Origin of the sequence: Flavobacterium sp. FlaQc-47, assembly GCF_044006475.1 — a bacterium.
In the GTDB taxonomy this organism is placed as follows: domain Bacteria; phylum Bacteroidota; class Bacteroidia; order Flavobacteriales; family Flavobacteriaceae; genus Flavobacterium.
Genome location: NZ_JBIPCQ010000004.1, coordinates 479,650 through 498,264, shown reverse-complemented (window position 1 = coordinate 498,264; position 18,615 = coordinate 479,650). Strand labels below are relative to the sequence as shown.

Annotated in this window: 19 protein-coding genes; 1 reads left to right on the top strand and 18 read right to left on the bottom strand. The window is 34.7% G+C overall.

The annotated features are described in order from the left end of the window. Window positions 1-36 precede the first annotated feature (36 nt). The 18 genes from trpA to ACHRVX_RS15310 all read right to left on the bottom strand — a co-directional run bounded on the left by trpA (window position 37) and on the right by ACHRVX_RS15310 (window position 17,169). The gene (trpA, locus tag ACHRVX_RS15395) at window positions 37-798 is read right to left on the bottom strand and encodes a tryptophan synthase subunit alpha (RefSeq protein WP_395333740.1); all 762 of its coding nucleotides are present in this window, start codon (window positions 796-798) and stop codon (window positions 37-39) included. Window positions 799-1,070: 272 nt separating this feature from the next. Beyond that, the gene (locus tag ACHRVX_RS15390; RefSeq protein WP_395333738.1) at window positions 1,071-1,388 is read right to left on the bottom strand and encodes a gamma-glutamylcyclotransferase family protein; all 318 of its coding nucleotides are present in this window, start codon (window positions 1,386-1,388) and stop codon (window positions 1,071-1,073) included. Between the two features lie 197 nt (window positions 1,389-1,585). Further along, on the bottom strand, window positions 1,586-2,767 hold the full coding sequence (gene trpB / locus ACHRVX_RS15385; protein ID WP_395333736.1) for a tryptophan synthase subunit beta: 1,182 nt from the start codon (window positions 2,765-2,767) through the stop codon (window positions 1,586-1,588). 12 nt (window positions 2,768-2,779) lie between these two features. After that, entirely contained in the window at window positions 2,780-3,403 is a 624-nt protein-coding gene (locus ACHRVX_RS15380; protein WP_395333734.1) for a phosphoribosylanthranilate isomerase, read from the bottom strand. Between the two features lie 74 nt (window positions 3,404-3,477). Further along, complete coding sequence (gene trpC, locus ACHRVX_RS15375; RefSeq protein ID WP_395333732.1) at window positions 3,478-4,257, bottom strand: indole-3-glycerol phosphate synthase TrpC; 780 nt, start codon at window positions 4,255-4,257, stop codon at window positions 3,478-3,480. A 98-nt stretch (window positions 4,258-4,355) separates the two neighbouring features. Beyond that, a complete protein-coding gene (gene trpD / locus ACHRVX_RS15370) occupies window positions 4,356-5,348 on the bottom strand; it encodes an anthranilate phosphoribosyltransferase (protein ID WP_395333730.1) in 993 nt (330 codons plus the stop codon). Window positions 5,349-5,420: 72 nt separating this feature from the next. Beyond that, entirely contained in the window at window positions 5,421-5,825 is a 405-nt protein-coding gene (locus tag ACHRVX_RS15365; protein WP_395333728.1) for a GNAT family N-acetyltransferase, read from the bottom strand. Window positions 5,826-5,990: 165 nt separating this feature from the next. Next, window positions 5,991-6,557, bottom strand: a complete 567-nt coding sequence (locus tag ACHRVX_RS15360) for an anthranilate synthase component II (protein ID WP_395333726.1) — start codon at window positions 6,555-6,557, stop codon at window positions 5,991-5,993. Between the two features lie 82 nt (window positions 6,558-6,639). Next, on the bottom strand, window positions 6,640-7,083 hold the full coding sequence (locus ACHRVX_RS15355; protein WP_395333724.1) for a hypothetical protein: 444 nt from the start codon (window positions 7,081-7,083) through the stop codon (window positions 6,640-6,642). A 105-nt stretch (window positions 7,084-7,188) separates the two neighbouring features. Further along, window positions 7,189-8,589, bottom strand: a complete 1,401-nt coding sequence (locus ACHRVX_RS15350) for an anthranilate synthase component I family protein (protein ID WP_395333722.1) — start codon at window positions 8,587-8,589, stop codon at window positions 7,189-7,191. Window positions 8,590-8,883: 294 nt separating this feature from the next. After that, window positions 8,884-10,161, bottom strand: a complete 1,278-nt coding sequence (locus ACHRVX_RS15345) for a hypothetical protein (protein ID WP_395333720.1) — start codon at window positions 10,159-10,161, stop codon at window positions 8,884-8,886. A gap of 205 nt (window positions 10,162-10,366) precedes the next feature. Continuing rightward, window positions 10,367-10,936, bottom strand: a complete 570-nt coding sequence (locus tag ACHRVX_RS15340) for a YceI family protein (protein WP_395333718.1) — start codon at window positions 10,934-10,936, stop codon at window positions 10,367-10,369. A 31-nt stretch (window positions 10,937-10,967) separates the two neighbouring features. Next, entirely contained in the window at window positions 10,968-11,600 is a 633-nt protein-coding gene (locus ACHRVX_RS15335) for an NAD(P)H-dependent oxidoreductase (protein WP_395333716.1), read from the bottom strand. Between the two features lie 4 nt (window positions 11,601-11,604). Beyond that, window positions 11,605-12,066, bottom strand: coding sequence for a MarR family winged helix-turn-helix transcriptional regulator (locus ACHRVX_RS15330; protein ID WP_395333714.1), 462 nt, complete (start codon window positions 12,064-12,066; stop codon window positions 11,605-11,607). A 450-nt stretch (window positions 12,067-12,516) separates the two neighbouring features. Next, on the bottom strand, window positions 12,517-13,287 hold the full coding sequence (locus ACHRVX_RS15325; RefSeq protein WP_395333712.1) for a hypothetical protein: 771 nt from the start codon (window positions 13,285-13,287) through the stop codon (window positions 12,517-12,519). A gap of 27 nt (window positions 13,288-13,314) precedes the next feature. Next, on the bottom strand, window positions 13,315-14,046 hold the full coding sequence (locus ACHRVX_RS15320; protein ID WP_395333710.1) for an MIP/aquaporin family protein: 732 nt from the start codon (window positions 14,044-14,046) through the stop codon (window positions 13,315-13,317). Between the two features lie 20 nt (window positions 14,047-14,066). Next, complete coding sequence (glpK, locus tag ACHRVX_RS15315; RefSeq protein ID WP_395333708.1) at window positions 14,067-15,563, bottom strand: glycerol kinase GlpK; 1,497 nt, start codon at window positions 15,561-15,563, stop codon at window positions 14,067-14,069. A gap of 28 nt (window positions 15,564-15,591) precedes the next feature. Beyond that, a complete protein-coding gene (locus ACHRVX_RS15310) occupies window positions 15,592-17,169 on the bottom strand; it encodes an FAD-dependent oxidoreductase (RefSeq protein WP_395333706.1) in 1,578 nt (525 codons plus the stop codon). Window positions 17,170-17,324: 155 nt separating this feature from the next. Here ACHRVX_RS15310 and ACHRVX_RS15305 point away from each other — a divergent pair, with 155 nt between their 5' ends. Beyond that, window positions 17,325-18,095, top strand: a complete 771-nt coding sequence (locus ACHRVX_RS15305; RefSeq protein ID WP_395333704.1) for a DeoR/GlpR family DNA-binding transcription regulator — start codon at window positions 17,325-17,327, stop codon at window positions 18,093-18,095. Window positions 18,096-18,615 lie beyond the last annotated feature (520 nt).

Here is an 18,615-nt window from a genome sequence, read left to right as displayed (position 1 = left end):
TTCAAATGTACAAAATAATTGTAAAAGTTGTATTTTCTATCGAATCGCTCCAACAAATTCAGAAATTTTCCCGCTTCCACTTTCACTCAAATGTTTAATAAAAGCACTACCAATAATAGCTCCTTTTGCAAATTTCGTAGCCTGATTAAACGTTTCTTTATTCGAAATTCCGAAACCAATAATCTGTGGATTTTTAAGATTCATATTCGAAATCCTTTCGAAATAATCTTCCTGCACATTTCCAAAACCAGATTGAGAACCTGTAACACTCGCAGAACTTACCATATAGATAAATCCGTTTGAGACACTGTCGATAAAACGAATGCGCTCATCAGAAGTTTGAGGCGTAATAAGGAACACATTAATTAAGCCGTATTTTTCGAAAATTGCTTTGTATTCATCTGCATAAACATCAACCGGTAAATCAGGAATGATTAATCCGTCGATACCAATTTCGGCACATTTTTTACAAAATTCTTCAATTCCGTATTGTAACATTGGGTTGAAATATCCCATAATAATCAACGGTATTTTTACGCTTTCGCGGATGTTCTTCAGCTGATCAAAAAGAATTTGAGTTGTCATTCCGTTTTTAAGTGCCTGCGTAGAACTCGCCTGAATTGTTGGTCCATCCGCCAAAGGATCACTAAATGGTAAACCAATTTCGATTAAGTCCACGCCATTTTTTTCTAAATCCTGAATGATCTGAACGGTATCAGTTAAGTTAGGATATCCCGCCGAAAAATAAATAGAAAGTATCTTTTTATCTTCTTGTAATTTTTGAGTTATTCTGTTCATGTTTGTATTTTTTCTCCTAACAGTCCCAATTCCGAAGTTTCAGAATCAGATAAAAGCTGTCAGGTATGTTATTATTATTTGGCCACAGATAAATAAGATTTTTCAGATTCTTTGTTTCACGAAGATTCATCAGATTTTAATTACATATATTTTAATCGGCTTTAAATCAATTTAAATCTGTGTGAAATAAATCTGCAGAATAATTATTGAAAATTTTTTTAATCTGCGTCATTATATTTTAAAACAGTGTAAGCTGGGTTTTTATCCGAAAATTAATTTTCTATATAAACCCACGCCACTGTTCCGGACTTCAACGTGACCTCAACTCTTTTATAAGCATTCGATTCGAAAATATCCACTTTAGCCAAGTCAGAAGTAGAAATGTCAAAAGCCATACCGTGTATAGGATCTGATGACTCTGCGGTTGGGACAGCTACAACATAGTCTGCCATTCCAAATTCTTCTTCTATTTGAAGACTTTTTAGTTTGTGACCCAAAAGTTGATCCGGAGTTCCAATTAATATTTTATTAAAAATTTGCCTCTGAATTTCTTTTGATCTTATTGTTCCGTAGGAGAATAATTTTTCCATAATATGATTTTTCTCGTTGTTTATTTTTTTGCGTTAGGGATTACTTCACTTGATTCTGTTTTTTAGTAGATTTCAGTGAACTTCGTTGGAGCGGCATCTCCCGATTTAGAAAAACAAGGCTTTTTAGCCGTAGTTTTTGTTAATCGAGAATATAGCGGATAGCCCGACCGAAGGGAACGCGCAAATTACGATTTTTATTACAATTTAAAATAATCGATATAATTGTCTAAATCTTTATCGCCACGACCAGAAAGACTGATTACCACAATATCTGTTGGTTTAAATTTCTTTTGATCCAAAACTGCAAAGGCATGCGCGCTCTCGATTGCGGGAATAATTCCTTCTAATTTAGTCAATTGCAAACCTGCAAGCATCGCATCATCATCAGTTACCGAGAAGAATTCTCCACGACCTGTTTTTGCTAAATGCGCGTGCATGGGACCAACTCCCGGATAATCCAGACCAGCCGAAATAGAATACGGTTCCGTAATTTGTCCGTCTGGCGTTTGCATTAAAAGGGTTTTGCAACCGTGAATAACGCCTACTTTTCCTAACTTACTTGTAGCAGCGCTATGACCGCTATCAACACCTTTTCCGGCTGCTTCAACGGCAATAATTCCAACTTCCGGCTCGTGCAAAAAGTGGTAATACGTTCCGGCAGCGTTACTTCCGCCACCAATACAAGCAACTACGTAATCAGGATTTTCACGCCCTTCTTTTTCTTTTAACTGCCATTTTATTTCTTCGGAAATTACACTCTGAAAACGTGTCACCATATCCGGATAAGGATGTGGTCCAATCGCAGATCCAATGATATAATGTGTATCAACCGGATTGTTGATCCAGTCACGTATGGCTTCGTTTGTTGCATCTTTCAATGTTCTTGAACCTGAAAGTGCGGGACGAACCTCAGCGCCTAACATTTTCATACGTGCCACGTTTGGTGCCTGACGTGCAATGTCGATTTCACCCATATAAACGATACATTCCAATCCCATAAGAGCGCAAACTGTTGCCGTTGCAACGCCATGCTGACCAGCTCCGGTTTCGGCAATAATACGTTTTTTACCCAAACGTTTCGCAACCAGTATTTGCCCAATTGTATTGTTTACTTTATGTGCTCCGGTATGGTTTAAGTCTTCTCTTTTTAAATATACTTTTGTATTGTATTTTTCAGACAAACGCTTTGCAAAATAAAGCGGACTTGGGCGTCCAACATAATCTTTTAGCAATTGGTCAAACTCTGCTTTAAAGTCTGGTTCGCTTGTTATTTTTAAATAATTCTGGCGTAATTCTTCTACATTTGGATACAACATTTCAGGAATGTAAGCTCCTCCAAATTCTCCGTAATATCCTTTTTCGTTGACGTTAAAATTCATTTTGTCGAAATTTTAAAGGTTGACAATCTCAAGCTTTCGTTTGAAATTGGTTAATAAATTTTTGTTTTTTAATCCAGGTTCGATTTCAAATCTACTGTTTACATCAATGGCATAAACGGGTAATTTGAGATTTTTAATCGCTGCTATTTCTTCAAGTCCAATTCCGCCACTTAGGAAAAATGGTTTGTCAGATGTGTAATTTTTCAATATTTTCCAGTCGAAAGTTGTTCCGTTTCCTCCGGGTAATTTTCCTTTTGTATCGAATAAAAAATAATCGCAAACATCTTCAAAAGGTTTTAAAAGGTCAAAATTAAAATCATCTCCAACTGAAAATACTTTTATGATTTCGATTTTATTATCAATCTTATTTTTTAATTCCTCACAGAATACTACAGATTCTTCTCCATGTAACTGGACAGCTTGTAAATTATGTTTATTGATTTTTCCGATAATATTTTCAACTGATTCATTTACAAAAACGCCCACCTTTTTGATTGTTTTGATAAGCTCGGGAATCGTTCCGTTAAAATATCGAGCGGATTTTTCATAGAAAATAAATCCCATATAATCGGGTAGAAGTGCGCCTACTTCGATTATGTTTTCGGGATATTTCATGCCGCATATTTTGAGTTTCATTTTTTTAATGCTTTAAGCTTTAAGCTGTACGCTTTAGGCTAATTAGTATTGAGAATAGGCTTAAAGCTTACTGCCTATAGCGATTTAATAAAATCTTTTGCGGCTTTTCCGGCATTATCCGTTTTCATGAAGTTTTCTCCAATTAAAAATCCTTTGTAGCCGTAAGGTTTAAGTTCAGAAATGGCTTCGATGGATGAAATACCACTTTCAGATACTTTTACAAAATCATCCGGAATTTGCGATGCTAATTGTTTACTGAAATCAAGGCTTACTTCAAAAGTTTTTAGGTTTCGGTTATTCACGCCAATCATATCTAAAGTTGGCATAATCGATTTTTCTAATTCTTCCTGATTGTGAACTTCAAGTAAAACTTCTAAGTCTAATTTCTTAGCAAATTGTGATAATGATTTGATTTCTTCACGAGTTAAAACTGCTGCAATCAATAAAATCAAATCAGCTCCAAAAGCTTTTGCTTCCAGAATTTGATATTCATCAACAATAAATTCTTTTCGCAAAAGCGGAATATTTACGCTCGCTCTTGCCAAAAGTAAATCGTCTAATGATCCACCAAAATATTTGCCATCCGTTAAAACTGAAATTCCGCAAGCGCCTGCATTTTCATATCCTTTTACCACTTCTTCAACCGTAAAATTATGATTAATTACTGATTTTGAAGGAGAACGACGTTTGTGTTCGGCAATAATTCCAGTTGAACTTGTTTTTAATTTTTGACTTAAAGAAATGGTTTCTCTCTCAAAAAACACAGAACTTTCTAATTGCGAAACCGGAATGATCGACTTTTTAAGAACGACTTCCCGTTGTTTATCAAATATTATTTTATCTAAAATATTCATGTTTTATTTTGTTTTAAAGTTTCAGGTTTCAGGTTTCAGGTTGTTGGAACGTTCCGCTAACTTGAAACCTGAAACAAAATAAACTTGAAACTATTTTTTTACTTACTTAATTCTTGTAATGTTGTAAATGCTTTTAATCCTTTTCCTGAGAAAAGACTTTCTTTTGCTAATTCAAAACCTTCCAGCGGAGAACATTTTGTAACCGTTGCAATGGCCATTGCAGCATTTGCTAAAACTACATTGTTTTGAGCTTCAGTTCCTTTTCCAGATAGGATATTGATAAACATATCAGCCGATTCTTCGATGGTTTTTCCACCTTCGATTTCGCGTTGTGATAACAGGCGAACTCCAAAATCTGAAGGATTCAACATACCTTCCATGTTTGATGTAATCGTTTTGGTTGGACCAGTTAAAGAGATTTCGTCATAGCCGTCAAGCGAATGTAAAATGGTGAAATTGATATCGGTATTTTGATATAAATACGCATACATTCGGGCTAATTCTAAATTGAAAACACCCACTAATTGATTCTGTGGAAACGATGGATTTACCATTGGTCCCAACATATTAAAGAACGTTTTCACCGCTAATTCTTTACGAATTGGGCCAACATTTTTCATTGCCGGGTGAAATAGGGGAGCGTGTAAAACGCAAATTCCCGCTTTGTCAATACAGTTTTCTAAAAAGTCTGCGTCATTGCTGAATTTGATTCCCATTTTTTCCATTACGTTGCTCGATCCTGAAATCGATGAAACACCGTAATTTCCGTGCTTGGCAACTTTAATTCCGGCTCCGGCGGATATAAAAGAGGCCAAAGTCGAGATGTTAAAAGTATCTTTTCCGTCACCGCCAGTTCCGCATAAATCGATTGTGTTATAAGCTGATAAGTCAACGCGAACGCACAATTCTAACAAAGCTTCACGAAATCCAGAAAGCTCATCAATTGTAATACTTCGCATCATAAAAACAGTCAAAAATGCCGAAATTTGACTTGGATTATATTGACCGCTCGAAATATTAATCAATACGTTTTTTGCTTCTTCTTTAGTAAGAACTTCGTGGTTGATTAATTTATTTAATATATTTTTCATTCTTTTTAAGGTGCTAAATTGCTGAGATACTAAGTTTCTGAGTTTTTAAACTGTGACTGAGACTGAAAACCGTTAATGTTCATTTCCCTGATAAATCCACATCGGTTCTGTTTTTCCGGCGCGTTCAAATCCGTTTTTTTTATAGAAATCAACTGATCGTCCGTCTGCAGTAAGCATTTGCATGTGAAAGTGACTGTATTTCTCCTGCATTTTGTCCATAATCAATTTTCCAATTCCTTTTCCCTGATACTCTGGAAGAACCAATAAATGCGGATAATAAACGGTTAGAAATCCATCAGAAATTGCATTTCCTAATCCAATTAACTTTTTTCCTTCCCAAGCTGTAATCAAACTTTCTGAATTTAATAAAGCATTATATAATTCATTTGGCTTATTTGCTGAACTCCATTCGTTTGCTTTGTATAAAACCAATATATCTTCAATATTGATTTCTCTTGTTTCTGAAATTGTGATCATTTTTTTAAAGTTGCTAAGGTTCTGAGAGGCTAAGTTTCTAAAGTCTTTCTGTAAAATGTAACTGAGACTGAGACTGAATACTGAGACTGAATACTGAGACTGAATACTGAGACTGAATACTGAGACTGAATACTGAGACTGAATACTGAGACTGTAAACTAAATACTAACTCTTAATCCAGTTTTCCAAGATCCTTTTCCCGTTTGGTGTTAAAACACTTTCAGGATGAAACTGAACGCCTCTTACATCAAATGTTTTGTGTCTTAGTGACATAATTTGTCCATTTTCGTCGATTGAAGTTGCTTCAAGAACATCTGGTAAATTGGCATCCACAACCCACGAATGGTATCGTCCCACTTCGAATTCATTACCTAAACCTTCAAACAAAATCTCATCTGAAACTACGGTTTTTACATTTGTAGCAACTCCGTGATATACTTTGTCAAGATTCGAAAGTGTACCGCCAAAAACTTCTCCAATGGCTTGCTGACCTAAACAAACGCCTAAAATGCTTTTTGTTGGCGCATATTTTGCAATTACCGCTTTTAATAAACCAGCTTCATCCGGAATTCCGGGACCTGGCGAAAGTAATATTTTATCGAAAGATGCGATTTCGTCAATATCAAATTCATCGTTTCTGTAAACGGTAACTTCGCAGTTTAAATCTTCTAAATAGTGCACTAAATTATAAGTGAAACTATCGTAATTGTCTATAACTAATATTTTTTTCATTTCTTAATTTTGTTTCAGGTTTTCTTTGTTTCAGGTTTCAAGTTCTGTGACTGAAAACTGCGACTGAAAACTGATTGTTTTTTTATTTTTCCCGAATGTATTTTTCAATAATAATTCGGTCGACGCCTAATTTTTCTATTTTTTCGAATCCTCTTTGTATCAGAGTATCATTTTTGATTTTTACCACAAATTCAAACTTATTATTCTCCCATTGTCTGTTATTGAAAAACTCTAAATGTTCTGTATAAACACTATCTTTTAAAGTATATTTCCCTGCTCCTCCAAAAAACACGGCTAAACTATCTTTGCCATGATTGAGGTCATGATTAAAAAAAGCAAAATGAGTGTCATTTATAATTTTAATCATTTTTGTTTTTGGATTGAAAGTTGAAAATGTAGAATCATTCTCAGTGGTTTCTGCTGCTATCAAGCGCCAGGTTCCCACTAACGGAAGAATCTCTGAATCTTTCTTTTCGCATGACGCGAAAAATAAAATTGCAATAACAACAGGGATAAAATTTTTCATAGGTTTTTTGATTAGTTAATTTGTTTCAAGTTTCAGGTTTCAAGTTTTCTTAGTTCACGCTCCAACCAACTTGAAACCTGAAACAAATAAAACTTGAAACAATATCTATATTTTCTCTGCCATTTCCAGCGCTGTATTCAATGCTCTTAATTTATTATACACTTCCTGCATTTCGCTTTCTTCATCAGAGCTGGCAACAATTCCGGCTCCCGCCTGACAATGCAACTGATGATTTTTGCTCAGGAAAGTTCGAATCATAATAGCGTGATTAAAATTACCTTCAAAATCCATGAAACCAATTGCGCCTCCGTAAAAATTACGATTTGTTTTTTCGTAATCTTCAATCAATTGCATCGCTCTGTGTTTTGGTGCGCCGCTTAAAGTTCCTGCCGGAAAAGTATCTGCAACAACTTGCATAGTGGTCGCTTTTTCATGTAAGTGTCCGGTAACTTTAGAAACTAAGTGAATTACGTGAGAGAAAAACTGAACTTCTCTGTATTTTTCTACATTTACATCATGTCCGTTTCTGCTTAAATCATTTCGGGCTAAATCAACTAACATAACGTGTTCGCTGTTTTCTTTTTTATCTTCAGAAAGTTGTTTTGCTAAAACCGCGTCTCGTTCGTCATTTCCGGTTCTTTTAAACGTTCCTGCGATTGGGTGAATTTCTGCTTTTCTGTTTTTTACGATAATTTGTGCCTCTGGCGAAGACCCAAATATTTTGAAATCTCCATAATCAAAAAAGAATAAATAGGGAGATGGATTGATGCTGCGTAAAGCGCGATAAACATTAAACTCGTCACCTTTAAAGCCTTGTGTAAAACGACGCGACAGGACCAATTGAAAAACATCTCCACGGAAACAATGTTTTTTGGCTAAAGCCACATTGTGTTTGAATTCTTCATCGGTTAAATTAGAGAAACCTTCACCTTCTTTGGTAAATTTATATGAGGCAATATTTCTGGATTGTAGTAATTGCTCGATTTCCGAAATATTATTTCTTCCATCTAAACTATGGCAAAAAATATAAGCTTCGTTTTTAAAGTGATTAATAGCAATGATGTTTTGGTAAACTGCATAAAATACATCCGGAATTGAAGTTGCATTGTCTTTTTTAGCGATTGAAACTTTCTCAAAATAGCGAACAGCATCATAAGAAATATATCCAAAAAGTCCGTTGTTGATAAATTTAAAATCGTTTTTCTCTGATTTAAACTGACTTGAAAATTCCTGAATTACTTCCGGAATATTAGTTGAAGCATCGATTGTGATTTGCTCCGTTGTTCCGTCAGGAAATGTTTTAGAGATAATTTCGTTTTCGATTTTAATCGTTGCAATCGGGTTACAGCAAATGTAGGAGAAGCTATTGTCATTTCCGTGATAATCACTGCTTTCCAATAATAAACTGTTTGGGAATTTATCTCTGATTTTAAAATAAATACTTACCGGCGTAATTGTATCTGCCAGAATTTGTTTGTAATGTGTGTTGAGTATAAATGGTTTCAAAGTATGTTGTTTTTATTTTTAATAGATTTCACTTGAGTTTTGACCAAAAAAAAAGGCTTGTCGTGATGACAAGCCTTTTATATTTATAGTTTGATAATACCATAGGAAGCTTAGTTCACGACGTTTGACGTAATTTCTTCCACCACCAAGTATTGTTTGTTATTGTTTTCATATCTTATTTTGATATCACAAATATATAAATGTAATTTGGATTACAATACATAAAAGTTAAAAAAAAACTTACCTAAATACTGAAATTTGTTAAATTTTGAAAAAATCAATCGGTTTGATTATTTAATTCCCAATCGCAATTGTATTGTTTTGGTTCATCCTAAAGTCAGGGTTTCCTTTGATATTAGGCATTGTGAACAATTCACTGTTTTTTATTTTTGTAAAATTAATTTCAAAATTAGGATTGCTGTAAAATTTTTCAATTGTAGGATTAGCTCCGCCGGCTTCGCTTGTAATTCCGCCATTACAATTATTAACGATTAAGTTTTTGAATGTAATTTTGGCTAAGTTAACTTCTCCATTTCCAATATTTCCCTCTAATAATGCAAAAGGAGTAAAGCCTGAAATAATACTGTTTGTTAAATTAAATAAAGTGTTTTCCCGTACATAAACAGATTCTCTCACAAGTCCCTGATTGTTTTCTTCTAAATTTACCAGAGTAATATTGTTCGCGTTTATTTTAGTCAGTTTTTTGCTCATATCTGTATTTCCAATTTTGTCATATGAATCGACTTCAAAACATCTTGAACCCGAAATATCAGATGAAAACGGGTGACGTATCGCAATGCTATTATTAATATTGATTTGCGCTCCCTGAGTAAAATCAAAATCATCATCGGTTGTTCTGTATGAAACAAGATTAGTCATATTTAAATCTCCTCCGTAACACTCGAAAGAATCATCGTTTGAAAAACTAATCTGAATGCTGTTTAAAATCGTTTTTCTGCCAACACCGGCTAATGAAAGTCCGTTAAGTTCCTTTGCAGCACTTAATTTTCTTCCGGAATATTCAATTCTGACAAATTTTAAAATTCCCGAATTATCTTCTGCATCCTGACCTCCATAGTGATTTAGCAATGGTTCTAAATCAAATGGTAGTGTATGAATGCCGCCAATGGTGTTTATTGGAGCTTTTCCTAAAATGATAATTCCGCCCCAATCGCCGGGTTTTCTTTCTGAAATTTCTTTATTTGAAGTAAAAACAATTGGATCAGTTTCTAATCCTTCTGCCATAATTTTTGAACCATTCGTTATAACAAGAGTTCCGCAGGATTTATCATCTCCGCGAATAACTGTTCCGGGTTCAATGGTTAAAACGGCATTATTAGTCACGTATACTACACCAACTAGCTGGTATGTATTGCGTTTAGTTAATTTAGTGTCTTTATCGATAGTTCCTGCAATGATATTTGTAGCTTCATTATATTCTGTATTTGCAGGTTTAAAATTAGTCCAGTTATTCATCCAGTTATTGTTGCCAATAATTCCTTTTGGTGGTTGAGCCTGTAGTAATAAAGTACCTAAAAGTGCAATAACTGTAATATGTATTTGTGTTTTCATAACTATAATTTTGATTTCTAGTTTTTGATTTTTTAATAATCCCAAAATTAGAAGCCGAATGTTAATCAAACCATTGTATGATATTACGAAAGTGTTAGGTGAATATTAAGGATGTTATCTTTTTGGAAATAAAATATATAAAGAAACCCCAATAGTTACTCAACTATTGGGGTTTGTCTTATAAGAATTAATATGTTTTAAAATATTAGAATTTTAAAGCTACAGCTAATTCGAAATCATCATTGATAGTTTTGTCTCCTAAGTTTTCAAAGAAGTTACCAGAGTTGTATTTAATATCATATTTAGTTCTGTCAACTTTAAAAGCTGTTGTAGCACTGTTTGGGTTTACAGTAAGATCAAAAGTTACAGGTTTAGTGATTCCTTTGATAGTTAAATCAGCAGTTACAGCATAAACATTAGCAGTTTTAGTAGTTCCAATTTTTTTGAAAACTAATTTTGCAGTTGGGAATTTTTCAGTTCCAAAAAAGTCATCAGCTTTTAAGTGACCGTTTAATTTTCCTTGGTATTCTCCAGTTAAATCTGTAGATGTTAATGAAGTCATATCAACTACAAAGCTTCCGCCAGTTAATTTTTTTCCTTTAAAAATAATAGATCCATCTTTAAAGTTTACAGTTCCAGAGTGTTCTCCAGTTACTTTTTTACCTACCCATTTGATAGTACTTGACGCTACGTCGATTTTTTTAGTTTGAGCATTTACTGAAATACTAGCTACTGCTACGAATAATGCTATTGCAATTGTTTTAAAATTTTTCATGTTGTGAAAATTGATTTTGGATTAATAATAATTATATAGTGATAAATAATTCTTCGTGAGATTTTCTAACTTTTTTGTGATGTTGAGATTCGTCCTCATCATGTCTGTAACCAACGGTTGCAATAACCGAAGCATTTAAACCTAGTTTGTCAAAACCTAAGATTTCATTGAAAGCAGCAGGATTAAAACCCTCCATTGGAGTTGCATCGATTTTTAATTCGGCAGCGGCAGCTAATAAAGTTCCTAATGCAATATAAGTTTGTTTAGCTGTCCAGATATTTTTTGCATCTTGAGATAGGTTTGAAATTACACCATTCATCATGTCTGCAAATCCTCCTAAAGCTTCAGTAGGAACACCTCTTGTTTCGCTAATGTTTTTAATGTAAGCAGCTACAGATTCCGGTCCTGCATTTAAGTCATTTGCAAAAATAAAAAGTTGAGAAGCATCTGTAATTTGAGTTTGTCCGTAAGCAGCAGCTTTTAATTGCTCTCTAATTTCAGGATTTTCTACAATTACAACTTTATAAGGTTGTAATCCGTAAGACGAAGCAGCCAATCTAACGGCTTCTTTCAAAGTATTTAAATCTTCTGAAGATATTTTTTTTGTTCCATCAAATTTCTTTGTGGCATATCTCCAGTTTAAATTTTCTAATAATGTACTCATAAAATTAATTTTGTTGGGTTCTGTATTTTTCTAATAATTGGTTTAATAATTCTAATTCTTCCTGACTTATATTCTCAGCAAATGCTCTCTCGTGTTCATCGACCTTCGGGTCTAATTCTTTTAAAACATCTAAACCTTTTTGGGTGATCGATACTTCGATTTTCCGTCTATTGCCGGGGCATACATTTCGGGTAACAAAATCCTTAAGCAATAATTTGTCTACTAATCGGGTAGTATTACTTGTTTTTGCCAGCATACGTTCCTGTATTACACACATATTAGCAGGATTTCCTTTTTGTCCTCTTAATATTCGTAACACATTATATTGTTCTCCAGATAAATCATACGGTTTTATCAACTCGTTGAAATGATCCTGAATCACATTTTGCGTGTACATGATATTCAGAATAACTTTTTTCGCATTATCCATCTTAACTGTACTTTTTATAACCTCTTCAATTGTCATAGTCGTAAGTGTATAATTTGTATATACAAATGTATGTCAATTAATAGTTGTATATACAAATGTCATGTTAATTTTTTGTTAATTGAAATAATGCATGATTTTAGTGAGATAACGCTTCAAAAATTAGTATAAAAATACTATAAATTTATTAACATAATACATTGATATTTTGATATTTAACGATTGTTTAAAGTGAGTGCATCTTATTAAGGTTTTACATCTTTTGAATTTGAACTTTAAAATAAATACTCAAATTTAATAGTTGGGCGTGCCACCATCCATGCAAAAGGGCAAAGCTACTCTACGCATATTCGCCCTTTTGCATGGATGCTGTCGGGCTATCCACACTGCTTCGGCAGTTAGTTTCTATCCCTCACGCGAGCCCAGAATGCAAGAAACCCGACAGGTTTTAAAACCTGTCGGGTTTGGTACAGAATAATTTTTATAAGTTTAGAATAATGAAACACCAACTTGTATACGAGTATATTTTTCAGCTGGATTCCACATGATACCTGCAAAAACAGGAAGTTTATATTGTAATATCGAAATGTTTTTAGAAGCTTTAAGTCCTGTATTTACGATGCCAAAATTACTATTAGGATCTGTAAGATATAGATTTGATCTTCCATCAAGCGAAAATCCTGCTCCCACATAAGCATCCAATGTTATTTCTTCATTTTTTATCAATGGATATCCTAATTCAAAGTAAGTTGAATATCTGCTTTTATAATCAGAATCAGATTTTAACTCTTTATCATTTCCATAAAGAATAATGTCAGCTTCAATTCGCAAAGGGAATTCCTGAGAAAAACGGTAGGAAGTTCTCAAATCAATAAGATGTGTTGTCGTGTTTTTATCGTAATTAAAAACTTCAGGACGCTCCACATTTGTAGTGTTAAATAAATCCCACAAACCAATGGTGAGTCCTTTATGTTTGTATTGAACATAATAATCGACCTCAGTATATTTACCATCAAATCCGTTACCTCCCCAGACGCCCACTGAAAAGTTTTGTTTTTTATCGAAAGTATAATGAATATCTCCCATAACAGTCATGCTTGGATTAATGATTAATCCTCTCCAGAGATGGCTGGTTGCAAGGGTAACATTAAAATTTAAACGACTAGGTTCTTTGTCGGGAATATTTTGTGAGGCTGTTTGTTGGGCATATCCGGTTAACCCTATGATAGCAATCATAGAGGAAAGAAGTAAATTTTTCATAAAAATTTTTGTTTTAGATAACCGTGATTAGTTAAGAGTTAGGTATAAGGCAGCTGCTAAGCCAGCACCAATTATTGGTCCTACAATAGGTATCCAGGCATATCCCCAATTGCTGCTTCCTTTTATAGGTAAGATCGAGTGCATGATTCTGGGACCTAGATCTCTTGCTGGATTTATGGCATATCCGGTTGTACCTCCTAATGATAAACCTATTGCCCAAACCACTATTGCGACAGGAAGTGCGCCTACGGTTCCTAAACCAATTGCAGCGTTTGTGTCTGACGCTATCGAGAGACTTGGACCTGCAATATAAAAGACAGAGAATATCAATACAAATGATGCAATTGCTTCACTTATAATATTTGAAACGTTATTTTTAATTGCGGGACCTGTAGAAAAACACGCAAGTTTTGCTCCTTCATCTTCTGTTATGGCAAAATGGTCTTTGTGCGATAGCCATACTAAAAATGCGCCTAACATTGCTCCAATCATTTCACCAAGTATATAGGTAGGAACTAAGCTCCAGCTAAATTTGCCAATAAGCGCTAAACCCAGTGTAACAATTGGGTTTAAATGTGCTCCACTAATGGGGCCTGCAATCGTTACGCCTACAAAAACGGCAAATGCCCAAGCTGTTGCGATCACAATCCAACCTGAATTGTTGCCATTTGTGCCTTTAAGATTGACGTTAGCAACAACACCATTCCCCAATAAAATCATCACCATTGTGCCTAAAATTTCTGCTATAAAAGGAGTCATATCTTTATGTTTTTAAATTTCTATTCTTCAATCCAGTTTGATGCGCGTCCAACAGCTTTATCCCAGTTTTTTACCAGTAGATTTACATCTTCTTTTGGCATTTGAGGTGAAAACACCCTGTCTATAGACCATTGTTTTTTTAATTCATCTATGTTTTTCCAATACCCAACCGCAAGTCCGGCTAAATAGGCAGCTCCTAAAGCTGTTGTCTCGAGTGTTTTAGGACGTGTAACAGTGGTCCCAAAAATATCTGATTGAAATTGCATTAACAAGTTGTTGTTTGCCGCACCGCCATCAACTCGTAGTTCTTTTCCTTTATCTCCAAAATCTGCCTCCATTGCCTTAACAAGGTCATTTACCTGATAAGCAATTCCTTCTAAAGTCGCTCTGGCAATATGGGCATTTGTTGTTCCTCTTGTTATTCCTACTATTGCACCTCTTGCATATTGATCCCAATGCGGAGCTCCTAAACCTGTCAATGCAGGTACAAAATAAACGCCTCCATTATCAGGAACTTTAGCGGCCAGAGTCTCGATTTCTTCTGATGAGCTGATCATTTTTGCTCCGTCGCGTAACCATTGTACAGCGGCACCTCCAACAAAAACACTGCCTTCTAAAGCATAAGTTGTTTTTCCGTTGATTTTCCAGGCAATAGTAGTTAGCAGGTTGTGAGTAGAAAGAATAGGTTTGTCACCCGTATTCATTAACATAAAACAACCTGTTCCGTAGGTGTTTTTTACCATTCCCGGAGTGATACATAACTGACCAAAAAGGGCCGCTTGCTGATCTCCCGCAACTCCTGCAATAGGAATTTTTGTTGCAAACAGAGTAGTAGATGTTTCTCCGTAAATAGCACTGCTTTCTTTTACTTCCGGCAGCATAGCTCTCGGAATGTCAAATAATTCTAATAATTCATTATCCCATTCCAGTGTATGAATATTGAATAATAAGGTTCTGCTGGCGTTAGAAACGTCCGTCATAAACAATTTACTTCGGGTTAATTTCCAGATCAGCCAGGTATCTACAGTTCCAAAACAAAGTTTTCCCTGTTCTGCTTTTTCACGTGCTCCGGGAACATTATCCAGAATCCATTTTACTTTTGTTCCTGAAAAGTAAGCATCCAGAATTAAGCCTGTTTTTTTCTGAATCATCTCTGCATGTCCCTGTGCTTTCAATTCATCACAATATTTTGCAGTTCTGCGATCTTGCCACACAATAGCATTATATACAGGTTCGCTGGTTTCGCGATCCCAGACAATGGTAGTTTCTCTTTGATTCGTGATTCCTATTGCGGCAACTTCTTTGCCGGAGATTCCAACTTTTGCAATTACTTCGGCAGCAACGCTTATTTGTGAAGACCATATTTCGTTCGGGTCATGTTCTACCCATCCCGGTTTTGGAAAAATTTGTTCAAATGGTTTTTGGGAGACGCTTACAATCTCACCTTCATGATTAAAGACAATGGCTCTGGATGAAGTTGTTCCTTGATCCAGCGCCAGAATTAATTTGTTTTGCATGGTTGTATTATAAAGTGTTAATAAAGTTTTATCTAAATTCTGATAAGAGAAATCCTTTCGAAATTTCTTTGAAATGGTCAATTTCCTTGTGAATCCAAGCCTCATCATGTCCAAGTTCTTTCGCAAGTATTCTTGCTACTTTTTCAGAAGACTGAATTGCTGCTCTTGCATCTAAGAATAATAAACGAACGCGTCTTGCTAAAATATCATCTACTGTTCTTGCCATTTCATATCGAATAGCCCAAACAACTTCTGCCATTGTAAACTCGTGATCAGGATGCAGTTTTTCTTTTAATTCAGGTTCGTTTTCTTTCAATTTGATTATTTCAGGAATATCTGTCCCATAAATGTACAAGTGATTTTCTCTGTCTAAAGTTGTAGTGGCCTGATTTCCGTGAATAGCAAGATGTTCTGTATTACACGCTTTTTTAGGTAATTTGCCTGTGCTTATCGCTTTGTCTATAATGTCTTCAGAAATTTTTCTGTACGTTGTCCATTTTCCTCCTGTAATGGTAATTAATCCGGTTTCTGAAACAATAATTTTATGGCTTCTGGAAACCTCTTTAGTACTTTTTCCTTCGTCTTCCGGAGCGGCTAAAGGGCGCAAACCTGCATAAACAGATAAAACATCTGCTCTGGTGGGCTTTTTGGCTAAAAAGCGTTGCGCAGTTTCCAGTACAAATGCAATTTCACTTTCTAAAGCAATAGGTTCCAGACTATGTTTTTTAATCAATGTATCTGTAGTTCCTACTACAATACGATTATGCCATGGCACGGCAAATAAAACTCTCCCATCACTTGTTTTGGGAACCATTAAAGCATGGTCGCCGGGTAAAAAGGACTTATCAAATACAAGGTGAATTCCCTGACTTGGAACAATATATTTTTTATAAACAGTATCGTTTAGTTTCATTATGGCATTTGTAAAAACTCCTGTTGCATTTATTATCGCAGATCCTTTTATATCATATTTGTCGCCTGTTTCGTGGTCTATTGCCTGAACACCAACAATCTGGTTGTTATCGTCTTTCAATAAGTTGATTACTTTTGCATAATTTAATAAACAAGCTCCTTTTTCTACTGCTGTCTGAGCAATATTGATAGCCAAACGCGAATCGTCAAATTGTCCGTCATGATAAATAACACCGCTCACCAAACCTTTTTGCTCTACGGCAGGAAGCATTTCGATTGTTTTTTTCTTTGAAATATATTTTGAGCTTCCTAAACTTAATCGCCCTGATAAAAGATCATAGATTTTTAATCCAATGGTATAAAACGAACCGCCCCACCAATTGTAATTAGGAATTACAAAAGATTGATTTTTAACTAAATGTCCCGCATTTTTTGCCATTAAGCCTCTTTCTTTTAATGCTTCTCTCACTAAATGCACATCGCCCTGTTCTAAATAGCGTACACCGCCATGAACTAATTTGGTACTTCTGCTTGAGGTTCCTTTTGCAAAATCTATCGCTTCAACTAAGATTGTTTTGTAACCTCTGCTTGCAGCATCAAGAGCAGTTCCAAGTCCGCTTGCTCCGCCACCTATTACAATTACATCCCACTTTTCAGTGCTTTTTAATTTCGATAACTGTTCTGAACGTTTCATATCGTGTTTCTTTTGTTTCTTTTTATTGTTTTTGTTTTCGTAAAAGCAAAATTAACGAAACTAAATGAAACTAAAGTAATAGAATAAGGTTTTTTTTTTGATTATTTTTTTGTCGTATATTTATACTTTCCAAAATCTAAATAGGATGGGTTATTATGGTGATGATAAATAAAAGACAAGAAGAAATATTGAAAGAACTGGATAAAAACGGGCATGTAAACGTGGCTGATTTATGCGAGATTTTAAATGTTTCAACTGTAACAATACGAAAGGATCTGAATTTTTTAGAAAACGAAAATTTATTGCACCGAACACATGGGGGCGCAAGTAAACAGCCCATTTATGCTTTTGAAAGAGATGTAAATGATAAGGAAGGTTTGCAGGTTGAGCAAAAAAAACAAATAGCAAAAGAAGCTTTAAAATATATCCATAATTCAGATTATATCATTTTAGGATCAGGATCTAATATTCAATATTTAGCTCAGATTATTTCAGGATTTCAAAAACTAACCGTAATCACACCTTCTTTAAAAGTGTCTTTAGAGTTAAGTAAAGAAGCAAATGTAGATACGATACAACTTGGCGGAGATATTCGTAAAAGTTCAAACTCAGCTGTTGGTCCAATTTCTGAAGCGATTTTGAGTCAGTTTTCTTGTAATAAATTGTTTCTGGGAGCAGATGGACTTCATCTTGATTTTGGTTTGAGTACTTCAAATGCTTTAGAAGCGCATCTTAATCAAGCCATGATTTCGGTAGCAGAAAAGGTTATTATTCTGGTAGATTCTACGAAAATGAATGTCAGGGGTTTTGGTAAAATCTGTAATTTAGATAAAATAGATGTATTGATTACTGATGACGGAATGGATATCGAAACCAAAACGAAACTAGAAGAAATAGGAGTAGAGGTGGTAATTGCTTCGAAATAAATTTTAATATTTATACATACGAGAAACGCGACAGTTTTAAAAATCTGTCGCGTTTCTCGTATAATGGTTTCGCGTGAGATATAGAATCAAATTTCATTAAGTTAAGCTTTTTTGATAATTATAATTAATGAGAACCAATAGTTGAAATGTGCCGCCAGGCACTAAACATTGGTAGTTAATATAGATTAGAGATACTTTGGCGTGCCGTAGGTACGCAACAAAATTATAACTGTTGCGTACCTACGGCACGCTGGATTTACTTCTATTTTTATTAACTACCGATATTTAGTGCCTAACGGCACAAATTATAAGTAAACCGGACAGGTTTTAAAAACCTGTCCGGTTTCTCGTATAATAGTTTCGCGTGAGACATAGGAGCAAATGTCATTAAGTTAAGCTTTTTTGATAATTATGATTAATGTCAACCAATAGTTGAAATGTGCCTTTGCGCACTAAATATTGGTAGTTAATATAGATTAGAGATACGTTGGCGTGCCGTAGGTACGCAACAAAATTATAA